Source organism: Pectobacterium aroidearum, assembly GCF_015689195.1.
Classification (GTDB): Bacteria; Pseudomonadota; Gammaproteobacteria; order Enterobacterales; family Enterobacteriaceae; genus Pectobacterium; species Pectobacterium aroidearum.
Map to the genome: position 1 here is coordinate 598776 of NZ_CP065044.1, position 22637 is coordinate 621412.

Annotated in this window: 19 protein-coding genes and 1 pseudogene; 12 read left to right on the plus strand and 8 right to left on the minus strand. The window is 52.2% G+C overall.

The features are described from left to right. Positions 1 to 245: 245 nt before the first annotated feature. From I2D83_RS02665 to I2D83_RS02680, 4 genes are all read right to left on the minus strand, one after another. On the minus strand, positions 246 to 464 hold the full coding sequence (locus I2D83_RS02665; protein ID WP_015730057.1) for a hypothetical protein: 219 nt from the start codon (positions 462 to 464) through the stop codon (positions 246 to 248). 417 nt (positions 465 to 881) lie between these two features. Further along, positions 882 to 1565 (minus strand): hypothetical protein, encoded by a 684-nt coding sequence (locus tag I2D83_RS02670; protein WP_015730058.1) that lies wholly within the window; start codon positions 1563 to 1565, stop codon positions 882 to 884. A gap of 102 nt (positions 1566 to 1667) precedes the next feature. Next, a complete protein-coding gene (locus I2D83_RS02675) occupies positions 1668 to 1916 on the minus strand; it encodes a helix-turn-helix domain-containing protein (RefSeq protein WP_039325644.1) in 249 nt (82 codons plus the stop codon). Positions 1917 to 2294: 378 nt separating this feature from the next. After that, entirely contained in the window at positions 2295 to 2567 is a 273-nt protein-coding gene (locus I2D83_RS02680; RefSeq protein ID WP_129712389.1) for a helix-turn-helix domain-containing protein, read from the minus strand. A 620-nt stretch (positions 2568 to 3187) separates the two neighbouring features. On the opposite strand from I2D83_RS02680, the gene I2D83_RS02685 reads away from it, so the two are divergent. The 9 genes and pseudogenes from I2D83_RS02685 (at position 3188) to I2D83_RS02725 (ending at position 15234) form a co-directional block, all read left to right on the plus strand. After that, positions 3188 to 3706: an Hcp family type VI secretion system effector gene (locus tag I2D83_RS02685; RefSeq protein ID WP_129707094.1), complete on the plus strand. Its 519-nt coding sequence runs from the start codon at positions 3188 to 3190 to the stop codon at positions 3704 to 3706. A 91-nt stretch (positions 3707 to 3797) separates the two neighbouring features. Then, positions 3798 to 5648 (plus strand): type VI secretion system Vgr family protein, encoded by a 1851-nt coding sequence (locus I2D83_RS02690; RefSeq protein WP_205947482.1) that lies wholly within the window; start codon positions 3798 to 3800, stop codon positions 5646 to 5648. A gap of 31 nt (positions 5649 to 5679) precedes the next feature. Beyond that, a complete protein-coding gene (locus I2D83_RS02695) occupies positions 5680 to 6126 on the plus strand; it encodes a DUF1795 domain-containing protein (protein ID WP_205947483.1) in 447 nt (148 codons plus the stop codon). Continuing rightward, complete coding sequence (locus I2D83_RS02700; RefSeq protein WP_241007263.1) at positions 6119 to 10414, plus strand: RHS repeat-associated core domain-containing protein; 4296 nt, start codon at positions 6119 to 6121, stop codon at positions 10412 to 10414. Before I2D83_RS02695 ends, I2D83_RS02700 begins: the two co-directional genes overlap by 8 nt. Beyond that, positions 10408 to 10896: an Imm26 family immunity protein gene (locus I2D83_RS02705; RefSeq protein WP_205947484.1), complete on the plus strand. Its 489-nt coding sequence runs from the start codon at positions 10408 to 10410 to the stop codon at positions 10894 to 10896. The genes I2D83_RS02700 and I2D83_RS02705 overlap by 7 nt, the downstream gene beginning before the upstream one ends. A 42-nt stretch (positions 10897 to 10938) precedes the next feature. After that, positions 10939 to 11596, plus strand: a pseudogene (locus I2D83_RS02710) (RHS repeat-associated core domain-containing protein); the annotation flags it as partial. Positions 11597 to 12035: 439 nt separating this feature from the next. Further along, positions 12036 to 12698, plus strand: a complete 663-nt coding sequence (locus I2D83_RS02715; RefSeq protein ID WP_205947485.1) for a pentapeptide repeat-containing protein — start codon at positions 12036 to 12038, stop codon at positions 12696 to 12698. Between the two features lie 76 nt (positions 12699 to 12774). Continuing rightward, entirely contained in the window at positions 12775 to 13314 is a 540-nt protein-coding gene (locus I2D83_RS02720) for a hypothetical protein (RefSeq protein WP_205947486.1), read from the plus strand. Positions 13315 to 13635: 321 nt separating this feature from the next. Continuing rightward, positions 13636 to 15234, plus strand: coding sequence for a sigma-54 interaction domain-containing protein (locus I2D83_RS02725; protein ID WP_241007264.1), 1599 nt, complete (start codon positions 13636 to 13638; stop codon positions 15232 to 15234). Positions 15235 to 15293: 59 nt separating this feature from the next. On the opposite strand, the gene mobH is transcribed toward I2D83_RS02725, so the two are convergent. Beyond that, the gene (gene mobH / locus I2D83_RS02730) at positions 15294 to 17117 is read right to left on the minus strand and encodes a MobH family relaxase (RefSeq protein WP_205947487.1); all 1824 of its coding nucleotides are present in this window, start codon (positions 17115 to 17117) and stop codon (positions 15294 to 15296) included. Between the two features lie 372 nt (positions 17118 to 17489). Between mobH and I2D83_RS02735 the strand changes: the two genes are divergently transcribed. The 3 genes from I2D83_RS02735 (at position 17490) to I2D83_RS02745 (ending at position 19346) form a co-directional block, all read left to right on the plus strand. Continuing rightward, the gene (locus I2D83_RS02735; protein ID WP_205946765.1) at positions 17490 to 18206 is read left to right on the plus strand and encodes a hypothetical protein; all 717 of its coding nucleotides are present in this window, start codon (positions 17490 to 17492) and stop codon (positions 18204 to 18206) included. Further along, a complete protein-coding gene (locus tag I2D83_RS02740) occupies positions 18196 to 18783 on the plus strand; it encodes a hypothetical protein (RefSeq protein ID WP_157681917.1) in 588 nt (195 codons plus the stop codon). The genes I2D83_RS02735 and I2D83_RS02740 overlap by 11 nt, the downstream gene beginning before the upstream one ends. Before the next feature lie 179 nt (positions 18784 to 18962). Continuing rightward, complete coding sequence (locus I2D83_RS02745) at positions 18963 to 19346, plus strand: DUF3742 family protein (RefSeq protein ID WP_476739473.1); 384 nt, start codon at positions 18963 to 18965, stop codon at positions 19344 to 19346. Between the two features lie 13 nt (positions 19347 to 19359). On the opposite strand, the gene I2D83_RS02750 is transcribed toward I2D83_RS02745, so the two are convergent. Genes I2D83_RS02750 through I2D83_RS02760 form a run of 3 tightly spaced genes read right to left on the minus strand, consistent with a single transcriptional unit; the run spans position 19360 to position 22637 of the window. After that, on the minus strand, positions 19360 to 20877 hold the full coding sequence (locus I2D83_RS02750) for a conjugal transfer protein TraG N-terminal domain-containing protein (protein WP_205947488.1): 1518 nt from the start codon (positions 20875 to 20877) through the stop codon (positions 19360 to 19362). Positions 20878 to 20889: 12 nt separating this feature from the next. After that, a complete protein-coding gene (locus tag I2D83_RS02755) occupies positions 20890 to 21240 on the minus strand; it encodes a hypothetical protein (RefSeq protein ID WP_121247323.1) in 351 nt (116 codons plus the stop codon). Beyond that, entirely contained in the window at positions 21237 to 22637 is a 1401-nt protein-coding gene (locus I2D83_RS02760; RefSeq protein WP_476739474.1) for an integrating conjugative element protein, read from the minus strand. Before I2D83_RS02760 ends, I2D83_RS02755 begins: the two co-directional genes overlap by 4 nt.

Consider the following 22637-nt stretch of genomic DNA (forward strand, 5'->3'; position numbering starts at 1 on the left):
CTGCTGCTCGGGTTAGGCTATAACACTGTTAATATGGTGGGTAAGAGCCAAAAAAATAAGAAAAATTAACGACTTATTTGTCTTATTTTAAAAATGATAGCTCTGTAGCTTCCATTAATACTGAAACAGCATTGAACTTCTGCTTTTCGCCCGTTGTCGACTGTCAGATTGAATAGTGTTCTAAGAGCACCGCCAGCTCAAGTCTGAGCTAATATAAATTAAGGCCGCTGGCGCGGCTATTTTCTCTAGACTTGAACAACTTCCACAGCTACGCCCATCCCTTCAACCTCAAGGTAGTAGCGTGTTCCATCAGTTAGCAGCTTGGCTTTGGGGCGATAGCTGTAACTATAGCTGTACGTGTAGGAGGCTAACTTCCATTTGGTGCCATCATCAAATTCATAAATTTTGTCATCATCCCACCCTTCAAATTCATCTGAAAGGTTTGAATCTTTCAATATTTTCATAAAAATATCCCAGTTAAGTGTGAAATTCCTACGTGGTTTATATGTTACAGGAAATTATTGGCATATACATCTGCTAGAATGAGAATGGTGTATATACAAAATCTGATGGGCTTGCCGCGAAACCGCTGCAAGGAGAAAAGCCGCACTGGATAGTATTGGCAGAGTTTCCAGGTTGGCATCGGTTACATATTCAATTATGTCGGACCTAAAAATTTCTATAGTTCAAAATTGATTGCTCATATGAACTTATTGCTTATACCAAAAAGTGATCAGCTAATTTCCCGCTGCTGTGTCAAAATCGGAAATAGCTAGCGTAATTTGGCATTAATCTAAGAGGGACGGCTCAGATTCTCTGAGCGGCAAGGCGTTTAGTCTATTTATTTTGGATGTGTTAATAGTGCTCGTAGGCAGTTAACACTAAAAATTTACACTGTAATTGTTAAGTTCACCCGAATGATTATCAGGCACCGCCTCAAATCTATTTGGAATTAACGATCCCGGTTTTCCTTCGCGAAAATGTTCACGAACGGCACATTTCGTTAAGCTAGCAAGATACTCCCAAGTACAGTATAAATCATTCTGGTTATCCTGTTCTGCTTTGATTCTGTTCCGCTTAACAGGCTGATTATGCCGAAGATCAGGTCTGGTAGTATGTGTCACAGTGATGCTACCAATTTTCCAGTCATCGGTTTCTGATTCCCGCCAGCGAAAGGTAACTCGAACCTGTAAGTTTCTCGTTAACGTACCTATTGGATGACGGATTTCATCGTCTACTATGTACAAACGCTGCTCGCTAAGTTGCTTCTCAGCCTGGATTTTCATTGTCTGAACGGCATGAATTAAATCATTTTCAGCCTTGTCCACAGCGAATTGTGTTTCACTGCGTTTTTTTGAACTTTTAGCAGCCTGGTGAGATGCAATTGCTAAATTGAGGCGATTTTCACATTCAGAAATGTATGGTCCGCAGCTGTATAGTCGAAAATCTCGCAGAGGATAGGAAATTTCATTTTTTTTACATTGATTAATGCAATCCCTCAGAGATTTGACGTCAATCAATTGTATTGCCTCAATCTCAGGAAGGGGTATATTGATATTGTTCATAGTATTTCCTTTGGTTGGCAGAAATCATTAAATCTAAATAATTTTATTTTCATAATAATTGGATTCTACAGCACTTATTCCCTGGTGTGGAACGCAAGTCAATCAACTGTTTCTGGTTTTTCTTTCCAGTTTATTACCATCATCATCAAAGTATCGACTAGGCCAAATTTCGGCGGGTTCCACGCCGAGTGCGTTGGCTATCAGTTGTTCGCCTTTCGGCCAGGAGCGAGTGAGTGCGTTGGCGAGAGTAGAGGAGCTTAGTCCCGCTTGCCGGGACAACGCAGCCAGCGTGGTGTGCTTTTTACGAAGGCCTGCGATGATATCGGCGTTGTGCCAGTCCTGCTTGTTCATTGTCATATGAAGTAACCCTGAGTCTTACTGCTGGTGGCGATTCAGACAGGGTTTGCAGTACCGGGCAAGTTACCTAAACCGGCGAGGACATTGTCCTCCCCTGCCTGAACCGCCATAACAGGGGCGTACTCAGGCACACCAGCGTGCGAACGCTGATGGGTAACTCGCTAAGGGGCTGCAAATCCCCGCCAATGGATTTTGCCAAAGGCATAATTAAGATAAGTGAAATTTGCAGCTTTCTCAAATTAAAAAGTTGTTGTGCTGAAGGGCTGGCAGTGTTGAGCTGTTATGGCAGCATGTCGGGAGAATAGTAAGTAAAACAGGTAGTGAAGACGCATTTTTGTGCTGGCAGATGATTTTGCCAGCAAGTGGTTGTTTTTAGCCAGAAACGGGTGTTCGTGCTTTTTTGAACCTTCGGGTGACTTTGTTGCCCGTCTCATCGTAATACCGGCTCGGCCAGATCTCGGCTGGGTCCATGTCCAGCGCTTCTGCAATCAATTTTTCGCCTTTCGGCCAGGGGCGATAAAACGTATTAGCGAGAGTGGAATCACTGAGTCCGGCCTGTCGTGAGAGTGCGGCCAGGCTGATACGTTTCTTGTGAAGTGCGGCGACGATATCCGCCCGGTGCCAGTCCTGTTGCTGCTGCGCCATAACCATAAATAGCTCCATGTTGTGGGTGGCGGTTCAGACAGGGTTTGCACTACCGGACATGTGACCTAAACCGGCGAGGATAAATCCTCCCCTGCCTGAACCGCCATAACAGGGGCGTACTCAGGCACACCAGCGCCTAAACGCTGATGGGACACATGTATAGGGGGTGCAAATCCCCGCCGATGGATTTTGCCAAAGGCCTAAACAAGATAAGTGAAAAATGCGCCGCACTCAAAAACTTTTAAGCACATCATGTTATTGGTTCTAATTACTGGTCGATCGAGAAGCTAATGTTTACACACTATTATTTGAAAGATTGATAGCCATACCCTCTCAAGGAGATGGTAGTCTCAAAAATTAATCAAAATTATCAGAATAACTGCGAAGCTCAGGCCATTTATTGCGCAGATCACAGAATAATCCGACTGTCTGGGTCAGTTTTACAAAGAATCATCATTGTTTCGGGATGGTCTGAGCAACTTCTTGCTCAAATTTGGCTTAGGGGAAATTTGATTTAAGTAAATAATCAATAAAAACAGCAGGATAAAAATTGGCATGGTTATTGATATGAGTAACGACGAAGCGTTACCTATATCAACAACAAGGAAAGGAGCAAGACTATGCCAACTCCATGCTATATCAGCATCGAAGGAAAAACGCAGGGCAACATCACCGCTGGAGCCTTCACTTCTGATTCTGTCGGCAACATCTATGTGGAAGGCCATGAAGATGAAATGCTGGTACAGGAATTCAAACACGTCGTCACCGTGCCGACCGATCCGCAGTCTGGCCAACCGTCTGGTCAGCGTGTCCACAAGCCGTTCAAGTTCACCGTCGCGCTGAACAAAGCGGTGCCACTGATGTACAACGCCCTGGCCTCCGGTGAAATGCTGCCGACCGTCACGTTGAAGTGGTATCGCACGTCGGTTGAAGGTAAGCAAGAGCACTTCTTCTCTACCGTGCTGACTGACGCCACCATCGTGGATATCGACTGCAAAATGCCACACTGCCAGGACCCGTCCAAGCTCGATTACACCCAACTGATCGAAGTCTCTCTGGCCTACCGCAAAGTCGACTGGGAGCACACTGTGGCCGGAACCTCTGGTTCTGACGACTGGCGCACGCCTGTCGAAGCTTGATGCTGCTCAAACCCGGCCCTGTGCCGGGTTTCCTGCACTGAGTCATGGCTCATGCCATGCCTGAGTGTGGATGACAGCATCAGGAGGACGTGTGGCAAACAGTACAGGATTACAGTTCACGGTAAAGGTCGGTGCATTGCCCGAGAGCACCTTTGCGGTGGTGGATTTTCAGCTCAGCGAGGCACTGAACCAGCCGTTTTCCCTGTCGCTGAATCTGGCCAGCCCGCTGCCGGGTATCGACTTTGGTGCCGTGCTGGATCAGCCGTGTGAACTGCTGGTGTGGTACGAAGGTGAACTCAAGCGCCGTGTCAGCGGCATTGTCAGCGCCTTTGCGCAGGGCGACACCGGTTTTCGCCGTACCCGCTATCAGGCAGAAGTGCGACCGGCGCTGTGGCGGCTGGGGCTGCGCACCAATGCACGGATCTTCCAGGCACAGAAGCCAGAAGCGATTATTGGTACGTTGCTGGAAGAGTCCGGCATCACCGACTACGCCTTTGCGCTGCGGCACGACCACGCGCCCCGCGAATACTGTGTGCAGTACCGGGAAAGTGATTTGGCCTTTGTCGCCCGTTTGGCGGCTGAGGAAGGCCTGTACTTTTTCCATGAGTTTGAGGCCGGTAAGCACCGAGTTGTCTTTGCCGATGACGCCGGGGCGCTTGGCAAAGGCCCGGAACTGTTCTTCAACCTCGCCACGCAGGGGCTGAGTGAAGGCGAATATGTCAGACGTTTCCGCTACGCCGAAGCGGTCAGCACAGCAGAAGTCGCGCTCAAGGATTACAGCTTCAAAACGCCCGCCTACGGCCTGCTGCACAGCAAGGTGAGCGGTGAGTTGGCGAACCAGCGTGAAAGCTATCAACACTTCGACTATCCCGGTCGCTTCAAACAAGATCCGAGCGGCAAGGCCTTTACCGGCTATCGGCTGGATGCATTGCGCGCCGGTGCCATGACGGGATCGGGTGAATCTAATGCCGCGATGCTGATGCCGGGGAGCAGTTTTACCCTCACCGAACACCCCAATCCAACGCTCAACGCGGCTTGGCAACTGGTGGCGATCACCCACAGCGGCCAGCAACCGCAGGCACTGGAAGAAGAAAGCGGCGGCGAACCGACCACCTACAGCAACAGCTTTGAGGTTATCAGCGCCAAAAGTACCTGGCGTGCCGATCTGCCATACAAACCGATGGTGGATGGCCCGCAGATTGCCACCGTGGTCGGCCCCGCAGGCGAGGAAATCTACTGCGACGAATACGGGCGCATCAAACTGCAATTCCCGTGGGACAGATATGGTGCCAGCGACGACCAAAGCTCCTGCTGGGTACGAGTCAGTCAGGGCTGGGCAGGCGGTCAGTACGGCCTGATCGCCATCCCGCGCATCGGCCATGAAGTCATTGTGAGCTTCCTTGAAGGCGACCCTGACCAGCCTATTGTGACGGGCAGAACCTTTCATGCCACCAATCCTTCACCGTATCCACTGCCAGCGAACAAGACACGCACCTCGCTGCGTACTTCAACGCATAAGGGCGCGGGATTCAATGAACTGCGCTTTGAAGACCAGGCCGGGCAGGAAGAGGTGTTTATCCATGCTCAGAAAGACATGAACACCGTGGTGCTGAATAACCGCAGTACTACCGTGACGGCTGACCATACCGAAAACGTCGGTGGCAATCAGGCAGTGTCCGTCATCAAAGACCAGTCCACTGAAATCCAGGGGCAGCAAACCATTGCCATCTCCGGTAGCCGCAGCACCGTTGTGGGCGACGCCACTGCAACGGAAGACGTTCATGACAGCCTGCAGGTGAAAAACAACATCCTTATCCAGTCGAAACAGGGCGGCATCCTGATTGCCAACGGCATCGGTTTTTTCAGTATCAGCGATAAAGGTGACATCACCATCAAGGGTAACACCGTCACCATCAACGGCAATCGTATCGATCTGAACTAAGTCACAAGAACAACAACAAGGACGCTGAAACATGTACCAGATGAACGAAGGCACGTTGAACATTCCTGCGCAATGGCGTGATGAGTCGCTGCACGTTTTTGTTCTGCCTGACGACACGACCAACCTGGTGGTCAACCGCACTCCAGTGGAGGGCGGTAAAACAGCCGATGCGGCTTATCAGGACACGCTGGCGCAGTTGTCGGCGCAACTTAAAGGTTATGAAGAGCGGCAGGCGTGGACGCTGACGCTGGATGGGCAAACCGCTCAAGCGGTTGAGTACACCTGGCAGTCGCCCGAAGGGCAGATGCATCAGGTGGTGGTGATGCAGATGCGTGACAACCTGCTGCTGACCTTCACCATTACCGCCGCCGATGTGCTCAGTGATGAGAACAAAGCCAGCTTGCTGGCCGTGATTGAGACCTTCAAAGCAGTTGAATCGCCTGCCACACCGGAGGATAAGGCAGGCGGCCATGCGTGAGGAAATACTCTCCCGTATTGCACGTGTTGGTGCCATGCATGCGGGCAACCGCCCTAAGTTGCCACCGGGTTTACCTGAGCCGGGGCAGGGTAAGCCGCCCACCTCGCCAGGCAAGGCCATCAAGCATAGTAGCTTCTGGGGCGCACTGGCAGGGGCGGCTGTCGGAGCGTTGATCGCGGCTGCCGCGTTTACCGTGGCAGCCGCCGCAGTCGCGGGTGCGGTCGTGTTGACCGGCATTACAGGCGGGGCTGGTCTCGCCCTGGTGGTGGGGGTAGTCAAGCTGGCGGCAGGGGCGGCGCTGGTGTATGGACTGAGTGACCTGATAGGCGGTGTCAGCAAGCGTGTGTCCTCGATGGTTGACAGCATGTCGCCCTCATCAGGGGCGGTCAAGGATGGTTCGAAGAAAGTCTTTGCTGAGGGTAATCCAGTCTCCCGCGCTGAAATAGATGCGGTGCTGTGCGACAAACACAACGGCCCGCAACTGATTGCCCAGGGCAGTGCCACGGTATTTGTCGAGGGCTACCACGCAGCACGTGTAGATGACAAAACCGTATGTGGGGCCACCATCAAGGAGGGAGCATCAACAGTATTCTTTGGCTCTGGCCAGGCCTCTCCACTCAAGGTAGAGGACGAGTTCAGTGGCTGGGAGAAAGCACTGATACTCGCGGTGGAATTCCTGATGCCCCCCAGTCGCGGTCTGTTCCGGGGATTGGGCAAGCTGTTCACCAAAGGGCCGATGGCGGTGCTGCGGGGCATGAAAGCGGGCGCAGCACATGCCCTGGAAGGGCTCCGTAGCGCCGTGCAGTGCGCCAAAAACGGCTTTAAAGAAAGCAAAGGACTGGCGCGTGTCACCGAATCCATTCGCGGCTTCCTGAAAGATCCTGTCTACATCGCCAGTGGTGAGGTCATTGAAAAACGCCTCGATCTGGAACTGGGCCAGACCGTTCCGCTGCTGTTTGAACGCACCTACCGTTCTGGTAGCCCTCACACCGGTTTGCTGGGTCATGGTTGGCACGATAGCTGGAGTGAAGTGGCCACCATTGGTCGCACCGACCAGGGGGACATCCATGTGACGCTTACCCTGGCGCAGGGCTATGACATCGATTTCACCTTTGGAATCGGTGCAACGGTGGTGTACTGCGCCGAATACCCCGAATTCAAACTGGTGAAACGCCATAACGGCTTTCACCTGTGGCACCGCGACAGCCAGACCTGGCGGGCGTTTACCGTCAAGCAGGGAGACCAGCTACTGCTGTCGGCTATCACCGACAACCACCGCAATCGCATCGACTTTCTGCGCGATCCGAAAGGCTACTTGCGTAAGCTTAGACACAGCGACGGCATCGAACTGCTGCTGGTATGGCAGGGCGAATTCCTGCGCCAGGTGCAGCGCATTGATGGCGGGCAAAAAACCGTGTTGGCCGAATACCGGCAGGATGAACAGGGACGGCTGGTCGAGGCGGATGCTGCGCACGCTTATCACCTGTTCTACGACTATGACAGCCATCACCGTCTGATCCGCTGGCACGACAACGACCAGACCTGGGCACGGTATGAATACGACCATCAGGGGCGCTGCGTTTATACCACCTGTGCCGATGGCTACCTGACGGCGAATTTCGAGTACCTGGCCGACCGCGTGGTGATGATTGACGGGCTGGGGCAACGCCATGAATACGGCTTCAATGACCTGTACCTGATGGCGTGGGAGAAATCCCCGCTCGGCCATATCACCCGCTATGAGTATGACGATGTGGGCAACCTGCTGCAGGAAATCTCTCCGGCAGGGCGGGTTGTGGAATTTGCCTATCTGGACAACAGTGGACTGGTCAGCACCTTTACCGACGGCAGCGGCCACCAGTGGCACTACGACTATGACCACTACGAGCGGCTGACCGGCATCACCGACCCATTAGGCCGCAACTGGGCCTGGCAGTATGACAGCAAGGGCAATCCGCTGAGCCTGACCGGGCCGGACGCCAGCGAAGTCCGGTTTGCATGGAACCGCTACGGCCTGCTGACCGAGGTGAGCGACGAACAAGGCCGGACGCAGGCCAACCTGTTCTATGACCACCGGCACCGCCTGATGAGTGCCACTGATGCAGAATCTCGCACACGGCAACTGCGCTATGACCAGCAAGACCGCCTCACGAGCTGGACACGCGCGGATGGTGCCACCTATCGCCTAGGGTATCGCCGTGCAAGCTGGAAACTGCCGGAGCAACTGCTGCGCCCGGACGACAAGCAAGAGCAGCGCCAGTACGACAAGCACAACAACCTGCTGAACTACACCGATGGCAACGGCGCGGTATGGCGGCAAACCTACGGCCCGTTCGACCTGCTGATGTCGCGTACCGACGCAGAGGGACGCACCTGGCGGTACGACTACGATAAAGAAAGCCAGCAACTGGTGTGCGTCACCGCACCGGATGGCAACCGCTGGCAGTGGTGGCTGGATGCCGATGCGCGGGTTATCCGCGAGCGGGACATGGCCGGTACGGAAACCCATTACGGCTACGATGAGGACGGACATTGCATCGCGGTTCGTAACGGCGAAGGAGAAACCCGCCACTTTCTGTACGACGGGCGCGGCCTGCTTATCAAAGAAACCGCGCCGGACGACACCCTGCACTACCGCTACGATGCGGCAGGCCGGCTGATTGAAGTGACATCCTCCACCAGTCATATCCAGCTTGAATATGACGAGCGTGACAGGGTGGTGCAGGAGCGGAACAGCGGCACGGCAATCCGACGCCACTATCAGGACACGTCGCATACCGTCACCCGCAGCCTGCACTGGGAGGGCGAAGAAGACAGTGCGGCACTCACCAGCACCTTCCGTTACAGTGCGACAGGTGAACTGCGTCAGGTGCAGTTACCGGATGGCGCGGAGCTGACGCTGGCGCACGACAGTGCGGGTCGGGAGTCTTCCCGGCAGAGTCAGGCTGGCTTTATGCAGCACCGTGAATACGATGCCATGGGCTGGCTGACGCGGGAGATGAGCGGCCAGGCGGTGGACGGTCGCCTGCAACCGACCCAGACGCGGGAATATCTCTACGACGGCGCAGGCAACCTGACCGGCACCCGACGCAATCGCGAAGCAGCAGGCTATCAACTCGATGCCAGCGGACGGGTGCTGTCGGTACTGAGCGGTGGTGCGGGGCGCACCGTCAACACCGAAGAGGAATACCGCTACACCCGTAGCGGCTTACCACAGGACGCCACCCGCCTGACCGAATGGCAGGCCGGACGCCTGACCCAGCAGGACAACACTTACTATCAGTATGACAAGGCCGGACGTCTCATCCGCAAGCAGGTGGTGCAGCCGGGCTATCGGCCGCAGGTGTGGCACTACCGTTGGGACAGCCGCAACCAGCTCCGGGTTGTGGATACGCCAGCAGGTGAACGCTGGTTCTACCGTTACGACCCGTTCGGACGGCGCATTGGCAAACGCTGCGACCAGACCCAGGACGATATCCGCTACCTGTGGGATGGCGACCAGATAGCTGAAGTGCGGCATGACCGCGACGGTGAACCCGTATCACGACGGCACTGGATACACAGAGGCTGGGAACTGCTGGTGCAACAGCGCCAGAACACTGACGGCAGTTGGGAAACCGATTTTGTCACCAGCGGCCATAATGGTGAACCGCAGGCTATCTTTAATCCGCAAGGCGAACTTCGCTGGCAGGCTCCGCGCACCAATTTATGGGGCCAGCGCTATACAGATAATACTGAAAATCTTGATCCGGGACTGGCATTTGCGGGGCAGTACCGTGACGCTGAAAGTAGCTTATGCTATAACAGGTTCCGCTATTATGATCCGAGTGGTGGCTGTTATATCTCGCCTGATCCTATCAGTATTTTAGGTGGGGAGAGTAACTACGGATATGTGCCTAACCCGATTGGCTGGGTTGATCCGTTTGGATTGGCTTCTTGCCCCAATATGTCATATGACGATTGGATAAAATCTAAAGCGGCACAAGGAAACAATACGCACGTGTACATAGGGTACAAGGATGGGAATCCAATTTATGTAGGAATAAGCAAGGACGTTGATATTCGTGCTCTACAGCATGGTAGTAGGTTTGATCGATTGGTTCCTATAACTGAAACCCCATTGAATCGGGGGCATGCCCGGAGTATAGAGCAGGCTTTGATTGATAATAACACGTCAATTTTTAAGAACGAGATAAATAGCATTAGTCCTACAAGAAAACTTTACTCAGAAGCTGTGGAGTGGGGCGAAAACTGGCTTAAAGATAATGGGATTAGATTAAAATGGTAAATGAAATTTCCGTTATTAAAATAGATGTGTCGAAGAAACCTAAAAGACCCGTCAAAGGGGACGTTTTCTATTTTAAAACAAATAATAATGAATATTTATATGGGCAGGTCGTTTTGGCCGACTTAACGGTTGGCCCATTTAAAAGGACTCTTCTGATTTGTATTTTTGATAAGAAAACGATGGAATTGCAGGGTGGGGTTCCTAGTAATGGTTGTGAATTTCTGGTGCCACCAATTATCACTGATGAGTCATGCTGGAAGAATGGTTATTTTTTTCATTTAGGCAATGAGCGCTTTGATGAAGCTATTTTGGATGATTTTTTGTTTGTGAATCCATTGAATAATAGAGCGTACGATTTGTCCGGAAATCTATATGAGGGGAGTAGAGAGGGGAAGGTGATTGGGGAAAGAGCTCTTTGTTACTTTGAAAATGTTATCAAAATAATTGAATGTAAATTAAATGAGGGGTTTGTGCCAAATTAAAACTATTTGGTTTTAATTATTGATTCATATTTTCAAATCTAGTACGACAAAACCGGGCGGTTAATACGCAAACAGGTGGTGCAGCCGGGCTATCGGCCGCAGGTATGGTACTACCGCTGGGACAGCCGCAACCAGCTCCGGGTAGTGGATACGCCAGCGGGTGAGCGCTGGTTCTACCGTTACGACCCGTTCGGGCGGCGTATCGGCAAACGCTGCGACCAGACCCAGAACGATATCCGCTACCTGTGGGACGGCGACCAGGTAGCCGAGGTGCGCCATTATCGCGACGGAGAACTGGTGTCACGCCGTCACTGGGTGCATAACGGCTGGGAATTGTTGGTGCAGCAGCATCAAACTGTGGAGGGGAACTGGGAAACTGATTTTGTGACTAGCGGCCATAATGGTGAGCCGCAGGCAGATCTTTAATCTGCAAAGCGAACTTCGCTGGCAGGCTCCGCGCACTAATTTATGGGGCCAGCGCTATACAGATAATACTGAAAGTCTCGAGCCAGGATTGGCATTTGCTGGGCAGTACCGTGACGCGGAAAGTAGCTTATGCTATAACAGGTTCCGCTATTATGATCCAAGCGGTGGTTGTTATATCTCACCCGACCCGATCAGTATTTTGGGGGGCGAGAGTAACTATGGATATGTCCAAAACACGGTGGGCTGGGTTGACCCATTTGGGTTGGCAGCATGCGGAGCGGGATCTGGAGGAAAAGGTCTCGGTGGGCATCAGGCTGTTGATCGTGCTGCTGGTGAGTTGAATGCGGCAACGCAAAGAGCGGCTCGTCTTCTTGACCGTGGTGGTCATATGGATACTGCATGGGGAAAAATCCACCAGAAGTGGGTTAATAATACCCATGTGCCTCAGTGGCTTAAGAACGTCTCACGAGGAAATGCTATTCAGCAAATGACAGACAAGTTAACTGTCGATAATCGATATCTTAAAGATATTGTCCGAAATAGAACAGGGGAATGGTGGGGGAGTTTACGGCCTGATTATCATTTAGAACTTCCGGGTGGAAAGGTTGCAGTATTTGATATAACAACGCCAGGTCAGGCTCCTAAAATATCGAAATATAACGTTAATGGCGTGACGGACTGGCTAATTAATATTTTATATTAAGTGAGGGTGTATGGCAGGAAGGTCGAAAAAAGAACTCATTAGTCGATGGTCTGATGAATTGAATTTTGAAATAAATCGTAATCTAAAAAAAGAAGATTGGAGAGATAAGAAGGTAGAAAATTCAAAATGGGTAACTCAACCATTTGGGTTGACGGACGAGGGGAAAATGGACTTTAGGGGTTTTTCTTTTAGGGAGCCTATTCGCTATCATTTAATAAAGGATATTGATTTTTCATATTCAAGAAGTATAAGTGGAAATAAAGACGGGTATGGTCCATCGCGAGGGGTTACGGGATTTATTGACTCTGTTTTTGATGGTTGTAAATTCGTTGGTTCTGTCTTGCCAGCAAATTTGTCTGAGTGTTTTATTAATTGTGATTTTAGTGGTGCGGTGTTTAATTCAACCAGAATTAACTCAGATTTTAATTTTTGTATTTTTGTTTCTTGTAAGATGAGGGATGTATTGATTAGAGGGAGGAAGTTTTTGGGTTGTGATTTTTCTAAGGCTGATTTGTCTAAATCTAATTTTTATTCTTGTTGCTTTGAAGATTGTGTTTTTGATGATGCGAAACTAATTGGCTGTAATGTATCGGGAAGCACGTTTGTCAGCACTAGACCATCTGATGCCCAGATAGCAAGCTGTTCCGTAGCAGATAAAATAAAGTTTAAGTAAATAACGATAATGTATTTTAGGGGTGGTGCTCTGCTGCCAAAAATTAGCATAAACAGCATGCGTATAAGGACAAGGTATGTCACTGTCGAACCTGGATGATTGGAAATCTATCGTGTCTGTATTGGCACTTATGTTATCGGTTTTGTCATTTTTTTTCACACGAAGAAGCTGGCTTCAATCAAATAGGCCTATAGTTTCAGCGGCAGTCGAAACCCATGCCGGTGGCAATGAATCCATTGCCTATAACTTGGTGCTAAGTAACACTGGAAACAGACCCGCTACGAATGTCCGTATTCGTGTAAAAGAAAGTGATATTGATGCATGTCTATCAGAATGGGTTAGAAGTCAGAAATTTAAGAACGCTATATACTCAGGTGTGATGAGGTGTTTCTCTGATGATGGTGAAATTCCATTGCTTTTGAATGGAAAGTTCATGACTAACTCATTTGGCTATACTCGAGGAGATCAACAAACATTTTGGCGCTATGGAGCTAACCTGCCTGTAGTGGTCGAATATTCTGATCTCGATAGTCGAGATTACCAATCTAAACAAATAATCAGAATTAAGGATTCAGATGGGTTTGCTGGAGGTGTTTGGCAGTCATCAAACAATTAATTTTTAAAATTTGATCAAGTTCATCCTGTGTTTGCAGTTTTCTGCCAGGAACGTCACTTCGTTGTGCCATCTGTTATCTGTCTGAAAGACGGATTTTGCTATTTATAATAACGCTATTCCGGATTGTTGCTGGGATGTTGATTGTAGATAGTGTTTTCTGTTTATGAGCCTGTTAATTATTAATGGTGTTAATAGTGATAGTTATTTTATATGCTGCGGTTCGGGGTTTATTGTAAATAAAATATAATAAATTCTACCTGGCTGATAAATTATTCTTGCGTGTAAGCATAAAGGAATAATTAATTTGGCAAGGAAGTGGCTATGTTTGAAGGCAAAGAATTGCTGAGTGGGACACTGAGGAGCAAAAGCGATGAAGAGCCGGGGCAGATATCCCTGTTTGATCTGGCATTGACTCTGACTGCCCAGAACACTGAGACTGATTTATGTGGCTGGCTTTTGTCCACGGTGGCATCCTACTGGCGACCCCAGGGGGCGATACTTGGGCTGGTTGATGGCAGTGGTAGGCAGCTTTTGTGTCAAGGCCAGGCGGCAGATGAACCCGTTGTGATGGCACTTGATGTGGATGATTTCAGTCACCCATTGGCCTATGCCCTGCATGAGAACAAGGCACACGTCTGGTCATCGTTGAATGGTGGTGCGAGTATTGATCACCTGGCTTTTCAGCAAATACTATCGGGCTTGGAAACAGCGTGTGGGCTGTATGCCATACCGATGTTATCGGATAGTGGCACTGTGCTGGGAACACTGGCGCTGCTGGATACACCAGAGCGTTTACAACAATGGTACGACAGTGGAGAAGGTAGAAAGCTGGTTCAGATATTCTGCAACCAAGTGGTGCTTTTGCGCCAGCGATCGGGAGGGCTGTATCAGCAGTCAATGCTCAGTGCTTCTGTCAAACGAGCTCGGGATGAGGTGTGTCAGCAGGTACTGATAAAACGCATACAGGATGCACTGATCGGTCGGTCGTTATATATGAGGGCGTTGCAACAGAAGATCAGACAGGCGGCTGAGCATACTTTGTCAGTATTGATCTTGGGTGAAACGGGTACAGGCAAGGATGTGGTGGCCCGCCTGTTGCATCAGTGTTCCGTTAGGGGCGATGCACCCTTTGTGGCGATTAACTGTGCCGCGATCCCCGAGAATCTGATCGAAAGTGAGTTGTTTGGCTACCAGAAAGGGGCGTTTTCTGATGCTCTGAGCGACAAGGTTGGTCTGGTGGCGCAGGCCCATGGTGGCACGCTGTTTCTGGACGAGGTCGGAGATATGCCGCTTGCCATGCAGGCCAAGTTATTGCGGGTGCTGGAGACCAAGTGTTTTCGCCCTCTCGGCGCAGAGCAGGAAGCACATTCGGATTTCCGGCTAGTTGCCGCCACGCATCATTCGTTGACAAAGCGCATATCAGACGGTGCGTTTCGCCAGGATCTGTACCACCGACTATGCCAGTGTGTATTGCATGTAGCGCCACTGCGCGAACGTGTAGAGGATATTCCGCTGCTGTGCCGTCACTTCATCGCACTCTGTTGCAGACGGGAGCAGAAAGCACCCGTGACGCTGGAGCAGTCATTCCTGCGTCAGTTAATGCAGTATGCCTTTCCTGGCAATGTGCGGGAACTGCGCAACCTTCTGGAGGTTGCTTGTGCTCACACCTCATCCGGCCAGCAGATCACCATGCAGTCATTGCCGCCCGAAGCGCAGAAACGGCTGACAAGTGAACTGGCTCAGGGAGAGGATTTTCAGCACATAGCGGATTTGCGCCTCGCAGTACGTGTACGGGAGGCCGCCATCCTGCAAGCGAGGCTACGGCAGTTCGGTGGCGATCGTCAGGCTGCCGCAGACAGTCTGCATATACCCAAGCGTACGTTCAATCGTAAATGTCTCAGTCAGGGAATCAGGTATTGACGGTATTGTGTCAATGCGTTTTGAGAACGATATGTGCAGCGTTGCGCCGGATTGCATGATTAAGTTGGCTCGTCCTCCAGAAGCGTTAAGTATGGATTATTAGGTGGTTGCTCCGAGAAGATGATTGACGGCTCTGTGAGTAAGTAACCGTGCAACCGCCGAGTCTTTCTTGGCCCGGTCACTTGGCATGTCCAGATGTTCAGGCCGCTGGGCTGCTTTCGATGCGCCTGATGCTTTTCGAAGCGCTTTTGAATCCACTGCCAATCCTGTAATCCCTCTTGTTTCGCCAGGGTGGCAAGTGTCGGGTGCTCCTGCGCATAGCGCTGGAAAATCCCAGGACTGACAAGATAGACCGTATCGTTCACGGTATGCACCATCGCTTTGGCGTCGTTGATGATGAGTTTGCGTGATTGAACCCCTTCCCTCAGCCAGGCGATGAAGTGTTCGCTCGAAAGCGGTTTGGCAGGCTCAGGTTGGGATGGCGTATCCGAGGCCTGTGGTGGTATGGGCTCATCCGTGTCATCAGGTGGTGAGGTGGTGGGTTGTGCAGTGCTCGGCGCACTGGAAGACGAAGCAGTGCTAGGCGCTTCGGCTGGTATCAGCATTGCGAGCATGTCTTCCATGACATCGTGTGGCGCAGTGGGGGACGGTGCTGTTGTAATAACGGGTGTGGGGTGAGCGGGAGAGGCAGATACCGCAGGTTCAGGTGCGGGAGGCATCACGTCGCTGCTATCGGTAGAACTGATGTCGATCGTCACCGTTCCTGTGAAGGGCTCTGGACGTTCGGACGCTTCCCAGATCAATGCCGGAGAGAGTTTCAACAGCGTGAAACTGTGTGACCAGCCGGATGCGCTGCTGATGGTGGCTTTCCAGATGGCCTTGTCATCCTGGGTTGGCTGCAGTACGCCATGCTCCTGCAACACGTTGAACACAGCCGTGTTATTGGATGGAATGCCTTCGATCCCCTGTGCCAGCAGATGGGCTCGCAATTTGTCAGAGACGGTCTTGCTGACCAACCAAAGCGCATCTTCTGTCAGCCAGCCATCCGAAGCCTGGGGCTGGTTGATTTTCAATTCTTCCTTGAGCAGGTAACGCAGCCCGTCGAGTAACTTGCGCTTTAGTGCCTGCTTGGGAGCCGTCAGGATGACGCGGTTGGGATTTCCGCCCAGTTCCTGAGCCACTGAAGCGCGATCGGCATGAATGACGAGTTCGCCCAGCATACCGGCGTGTTCGTATTGTCCTGCGAGCACATACAGCAGCGAAGTCCAGAGAGCCGGGTAGCTGCTGAGCCAGTCGAGGATGTGGTTATCGAGTATTTGCCGGTAGAGCAAGCCAGTGGCAGCACCATGAAGGCGATATTCACGGTCATCCCGGTAGCGAAAGCGGTAGGGTTGTGTCAGCGGCCCGTACCAGGGGTGCCAGAGGCTACCGTCTTCGTGCTCGATGTGCAGATCAACGGCAATCTTGCCGATGTCGTGGAGCAGTGCGGCATAAGCGATGGCCGCTGTCCAGGCTTCTGATTGCGCGGCTTGATCTTCCGGAGGCGCGCCAGCAGGCAGCAGGTGGGACTGCCGCAGTTTCAGTGCAAAGGCGACGATCTCAAGTCCGTGATCGAGCATGCCGCCATGGTAAGCATGATGATGTGTTTCCGAGGCGGGAAACAACTGTACCAGCTCTGTGTAGCGCTCCAGAGGCCTGCGGTAAAGTGTGATGAATTGCTTGCGAGAGAGTGAGGTGCGCTGCCAGATGTGTTCCAGCAGCTTTTGCCGACGAGGTGTGGCTAGCAAAGACGTTGCGGGTTCTGGCTGGAGCAGCCCCTTTTCTGGCACGACAGGAGCAGGCTGGGGTGGCGTGGGCTTTTTTCGCTGGAACAGAGTAAACATGGTGATGCCTCAAGTGCGGGGTAAACGAGCCTTTTCCTTTTCTGGGTAGAGCCTTTCCCCTTGACCCCATTCCATTGCCTTTTATCGGTTTTACCCTTGTTGGAGCCTTTTGATATAGCGCTGTTTGTCTGTGCCATCGAGTATCAATGCGGCAGGGGGGAATTCTTTTTGTGTTGGGAAATGGATGGTTGTATGAGGTCTTGTGTCTCAGAGGTGTCACTGGGGCTGTGTGTGGCTCTAACGATCATGCTTCTGATAAAAATAAATAATGTATGGGGCCATGAGGCAGAATGCTTCATGGTAAAAGATATTTTCAGATAAGATGCATGGTAAATAGATATTACATGGTTATTTAACAGCGGAAGGACGAACGTGAAACTTTATGAAAACGTGGTGATTGGTAATTTTCTTTATGGATTGGGCATTTCCATCGGAGGACGGCTTAAATCCGGATACCTTCCGAGTGCTGTCAGTTTGTTACAGCAAACTCCGGAAGATAAGGCGCTAGGTGATGTTCTGCTCGATTTCCCTGGCACATTACGTCTTATCGAGTTCAAGGCACAAGCGAACCGTTCTAAAAAGGAACTCTCTCGGTACAGGAAACTATTACCGGCTATAGAAGATTCGCCGGAAATGCTGAATATCTCTCGCAGAGTTCACTGGTACGTGGAAACGGCACCCTCTGATCTGAAAGGTGTTGAAGCATTTTTTTCTCCTTATCTTGATGTATTCGAGACAGAAAAACCTGCGAAACAGCCATTTGCTCTGGAGAGGTTTATTGAATCTGTGGCGGATGACGTGATTTCGTCAAGGAACGATGAGCGGGATACACAGGAGAAGAACTATCTGAAGCTTGTGCGCTGGTGTCAGGGCGCGGGGGAAACAGGTGCGGGTGCGCTGATTGTGATTGTGGGTTCTGGCGGTGGCATAGAATTTGTCGCGCTGGAGGATTTGGTGGCGCTGAACATGTCTTATCAAAAGTGGATGGCGTATAGGCAAAAACAGGAATTGAAGATGGAAAAAGCACTGGAAATGGAGCTTAAGAAAGAAGAGCGGCAGAAAGAGCTAGGAAGGGGCTATGGGAGATAACATGAATAGGTGCCTGACAGATCATGATGTCCAGTTGTTCTTTGACGCGGCTGAAAAGTTGCGGGAGGCAGCGGAGTGCGATGGTGAGAAAGCTAGAGAAGCAACGGCGGCTTTGGAATCTTTGGTTAAAAGTATGAGCATCCGTCTTCAAACTTTGGAAAAAGGTGTTTCCCACAAGATAGCTGATTCAGCGGAAACAACTGCCAACCGGGCGGCGGACTTGTTGAGTGTCAAGTTTCAGCAGGCAAATGATGCAGCTAAAATAGCAACAGAGCAGTACAAGGAAGCGGCCAAAAAGCTCAATATTAGGAGCTGGTTATATATTATTGGGCCACAGATTGTAATGATGCTGGTTTTTATCGCATCTATTTTATTTCTGATGCCTTCGGTGGACGAGATTCAGCAACGTCGGGCAGAACTATCATCTCTTAATGAGCAGATCAAAAATTCCCGTCTAACGTGGACCACGTGCGACGGCGACAAAAAATGTTTCCGGACTGATGAGCGTGGGCGTGGTGGGAAGCTCTACACAAACGATCGAGATGGCAGTACCTGGCGTCTTCCGTGGACAGAGTAGCCCCATTCAAAAATAATTCTTGAAACAGCCTGCTGCCGAGTGTTCTCCTCCCCCAAAAGCTAGATATTTGATGTATGGTATTTCTGCTCTAAGCTAAGTAGACAAGATGATTTCCGTAACAACATCGCGTATCAATTGCAGTAAGGTGAACTTTCGGCACAAACGGGTAACGCAGATAAATGATGACCATGAATAGCACGAGCCATAACAGTATTGCGGAACGCTTTGGCCGTTGGCTCGGTAGAGGCTGGCGTGGCTATGTGCGTTGTGAGCGCAAAGTGTCGAACTGGTTGGTATCCAAGGATGTGCCACAGTTTGTTGCCTTCGTGTTTTTGTGGGCAATCAAACTGATTGTGCTTGGCGTACTGGCGTATTTCGTCTTTTGGTTGGCATTGTTGATTGTGTTTGCTGTTGTTACTGGTTGGGCTGTCGGACAAAGCACGCCAGAAGATGATTTCGAATTAGGCTTCCCTGCTACGTTGGATGAGCTTCGCGAAATGCCAGGGTACGATCCTAATCTGCACAACGATACATCTCACGAGATGTATCGCGATGGTGATTGATCCGGCTTAAATCCTACCTGAGTTTTTTGGAGACCGTACCCGCCCCCTTTCCGCCAGCATTACCAGCATCCTTTGTGCCCGCTGAAAAACTATTTGCGATTGTCCCCGCCCGAATGCCCGCCCAGGCCAGCGCTCCGACCCAGAATGCCGGGAGCACAATGAACATCGTGCCCATAACGAAGTTCAGCAACATGTCGCTGAAGGTATTGTGCATGCCTACAAGCGGATCAACATTGTTGTGTGGCCGATTCCAGCCCCATCCCCATCCGTAAAGCGCATCGAGGATCGTACTGTCGAGCCAGCGTGCAAGCTGGAACCAGAAATCCACAAAGAACAGCGCAAATTGCACGATGCTGAGCGTGACAACGGTCTTCAGGTCGTAGGTGCCGACCAGGAGCACCAGAGGGATACAGATCACCAGTGCCATCTTCAGTAGTGCAAGCACCATCGGCAGTGCCTGGCGTACGACGTCCAATGCCGGGAATGCGGCGATTCCTCCAATGGTCATGCCGATGTCGCCTGCAGCACGTGTGACGATATTCGGTAAGGTTTTGTCGATTTGACCGCCATAATCGGTGTAAACGCTGCCTTGATTGAGTTTTTGCTGGCGGGGGGATGCAAGTGCCCTGATGACGGAGTCATCTACCTCTGCACGGCTGATGAATCCCGCCCAGTTGGCAATACGGCTGAGTAGGCTGGGATCGACCTGTGCCAGCAGGCGCGCGCGTAAACCGTTGCCACCATCGCTCCACCACTGGCGGCAACTTGGGTAGCCCGCCCCGCTTGGCACCTGAGCCAGTCCAGCGTCACGATTGCTGTCGTAAGCCCAGCCCTCACGTGGTGTCTTGGCGCGGTAGGTGTCATAGAAGCCGCTGGTGCTGACAAAATAGGTCGAGCCGATCCAGGTCACGTCGTGCATTTGTGCTTCATCAAGATCAGGACGGCTCATGAACAGTTTGGCGCGTGCAGGGCCGTAGCAGTCGTGGGTAAAGTCTGCGACTTCCTGAGCCAGTAGGGGATTGTCAATCCGGGTGGCATTGATCTCCATCCGCATTTGTCGCAGGTCGGTGCCGCATGGGATAGCCGCCACCGAGGCACCCGTGATCGCGCGTGAGAGCGTATGCATGAAGGCCCACCAGACTGGCACTTTTGCACTCTGGTTGTTGAGGGTGCTGAATGATTGCGACCAGCCCGTGTCTTCGGGCTGGGGCACGCTGATCTGGCACTGTGCCGAACGCGCCTGATCGTACCTGATCGTGTCGAGGTCAACATCGATGAACGGAATACCGGCGAACATCACCACCACGATCGCCACCCATACCCGATTTTCAATGCGCATTGAAGACAGGATGCCCTTGTTGCCTTCGTCGGCACCCTCGGTACGGGATCTCAGCCATTCGTCGATGATGATGGCTACGAAGGGGAGGACGAACACGCCGCTGGAAACCAGTACAGCCCAAATACCGTTGTGGACGACCCAGCTCACCAGGGTCAGGTAATACTCCAGATAATCGGTAGTGAAAAGCGTCATGGTCATACTCCCCTATACGTCCTGTACCAACAGGCTGAATTCCAGCACCAGTAACGCGGCGATACCGGAAATCTCGGCACGAATGAGCCTGCGCCGGGCGTCGGAGCGGGTATCGCGCAGGAGCAGGCGGCGGCGCATCCACAGCCAGCCATAAACGGTGGCACCGTACAGGCACACGCGCCACAACAGGAAATAGCTGGCCGCATCGGCCAGCCAGTGTTCCCAGCCAGCGATGCTGCCAGCGAAGTAGATGCCCAGGACGTTGGCTGTGACGGTGATGATCAGCAACGCCACCGTCCACAGGAGGACTCTGACGGTACGCCAACGGAACAGACGGTGTGATCGCAACCAGGCAAGACTCATGGCGTGCCTCCGGGGTTGGGGCGTTGCAACTGGTCAAGACGGTTAGGTACGGGATCGCCTTCATAAATGCCGCGTGAGCCTGCTGCGCGTGCGCTGTGGCGCTGGATGATGGCCATCGGCGAGTTGTTGGTGAGTTCGCGGCGCAGTTCAAGCTCGGTTTTGAGATTAAGGATCTCGCGGTCAAGCGTGTTGCTTTCCTGATCGACGGCGGCGACTGCCAACTGGTTGGCGGCGACGTTTGGCTCTTTCCTGCCGGTCAGTAGCGTACGTTGCAGCAGCAGGGCTTTTTCCAGTACCGATGCCAGCGCGACTTCGGAGGCCAGACGTCGGGCCAGGATGTCTTGATCGGGTTCGTCACGCAGTGCCTCGATCACGCCACGGGTGATGGGCAGTGAGGTACTGCCAGCCTTGCTAAGGTTCTCGAACGTGGTGTGGCGTGCTCCGCTGACCAGCTCTTGCAGCGCTTCCAGTTTGGTGTCGTATTCGTCCTGGATGACCGGGGTCAATCCGACGCCAGGCAAGGTCTCGGTCTTGGTGCAGCCTTCGCAGGTGCGTTGTTCCTGTTCGCCCAGCACACGCGTGGCAAAGTCGATGGCTTGTTGGGGGGATGCCCACGTCTGGCAGGACAGGCTTTGGCAATTTGCCGGGTCGATGGGGGCGGTGTCGGTTACCCCACGGCCATTGACCAGGTTGTAGCCTGCACGGGTTACGTCCCCGACGACCTTGATTGAGCGCTGACCTGCACCACCGGCATTGCTGCCACCCACCCATGGTACGCCGTCGTTGCCCCGGTTGTTTTCGGCCTGTTCAATGGCTGACACGGCGTCGCTGCTGCTGACCGCCTGACGCAGCGCCATGCCTTCGGCGATCTGGCTCCAGCCGAGCTGGCCGCCTGCGGTGTCTGCCATTTTTTCAGCCATCGCTCGGCAGGTGAGTTTGGAGCGATCAAAGTCGAGTCGGGCTTGCAGAACGCCATTGGTCAGCAGGTTATAGAGGCCCGGATCGGCCCGCTGGATGATCAGTGCGGGCAACGAGGCGACGGCGCTGGTGGCGCTCTGGATCACGTTACCCATGATGTTCTGAAAGCCGTTGGTCAGCCCATTGAGCTGATTCTGGATGGTGGTACTGATGTTCATGTCACCGCAGATCAGGTTGCTGTTCCAGCCTACACCGACACCAATCGAGCGCATGCCGACCGCACCGCTCATTGATACGGCGTTACCGCCGCCGATGGAGTACATCACTTCATCACCAATGACGGCTCCGCTGTTCTGGAAGCCTCCGTCCTGTGCCAGAGCCAGACCACTGCTTAGCGTCAGTGCAGCAACCCATAGCGTGGGTTGCCACAGGCGCGGCACAAGAATTGAAAACGCTTTCGGGTCGAGACGTTTCATCAT

Excerpts from the sequence above, each read along its gene's own strand:
- I2D83_RS02695 (WP_205947483.1), top strand. The coding sequence starts at position 5,680 with ATGTACCAGATGAACGAAGGCACGTTGAACATTCCTGCGCAATGGCGT.
- mobH (WP_205947487.1), bottom strand. The coding sequence starts at position 17,117 with ATGTTTACTCTGTTCCAGCGAAAAAAGCCCACGCCACCCCAGCCTGCT.
- I2D83_RS02700 (WP_241007263.1), top strand. The coding sequence starts at position 6,119 with ATGCGTGAGGAAATACTCTCCCGTATTGCACGTGTTGGTGCCATGCAT.
- I2D83_RS02705 (WP_205947484.1), top strand. The coding sequence starts at position 10,408 with ATGGTAAATGAAATTTCCGTTATTAAAATAGATGTGTCGAAGAAACCT.
- I2D83_RS02715 (WP_205947485.1), top strand. The coding sequence starts at position 12,036 with ATGGCAGGAAGGTCGAAAAAAGAACTCATTAGTCGATGGTCTGATGAA.
- I2D83_RS02750 (WP_205947488.1), bottom strand. The coding sequence starts at position 20,877 with ATGACGCTTTTCACTACCGATTATCTGGAGTATTACCTGACCCTGGTG.
- I2D83_RS02720 (WP_205947486.1), top strand. The coding sequence starts at position 12,775 with ATGTCACTGTCGAACCTGGATGATTGGAAATCTATCGTGTCTGTATTG.
- I2D83_RS02685 (WP_129707094.1), top strand. The coding sequence starts at position 3,188 with ATGCCAACTCCATGCTATATCAGCATCGAAGGAAAAACGCAGGGCAAC.
- I2D83_RS02725 (WP_241007264.1), top strand. The coding sequence starts at position 13,636 with ATGTTTGAAGGCAAAGAATTGCTGAGTGGGACACTGAGGAGCAAAAGC.
- I2D83_RS02670 (WP_015730058.1), bottom strand. The coding sequence starts at position 1,565 with ATGAACAATATCAATATACCCCTTCCTGAGATTGAGGCAATACAATTG.
- I2D83_RS02680 (WP_129712389.1), bottom strand. The coding sequence starts at position 2,567 with ATGGCGCAGCAGCAACAGGACTGGCACCGGGCGGATATCGTCGCCGCA.
- I2D83_RS02675 (WP_039325644.1), bottom strand. The coding sequence starts at position 1,916 with ATGAACAAGCAGGACTGGCACAACGCCGATATCATCGCAGGCCTTCGT.
- I2D83_RS02745 (WP_476739473.1), top strand. The coding sequence starts at position 18,963 with ATGATGACCATGAATAGCACGAGCCATAACAGTATTGCGGAACGCTTT.
- I2D83_RS02740 (WP_157681917.1), top strand. The coding sequence starts at position 18,196 with ATGGGAGATAACATGAATAGGTGCCTGACAGATCATGATGTCCAGTTG.
- I2D83_RS02760 (WP_476739474.1), bottom strand. The coding sequence starts at position 22,637 with ATGATGAAACGTCTCGACCCGAAAGCGTTTTCAATTCTTGTGCCGCGC.
- I2D83_RS02665 (WP_015730057.1), bottom strand. The coding sequence starts at position 464 with ATGAAAATATTGAAAGATTCAAACCTTTCAGATGAATTTGAAGGGTGG.
- I2D83_RS02755 (WP_121247323.1), bottom strand. The coding sequence starts at position 21,240 with ATGAGTCTTGCCTGGTTGCGATCACACCGTCTGTTCCGTTGGCGTACC.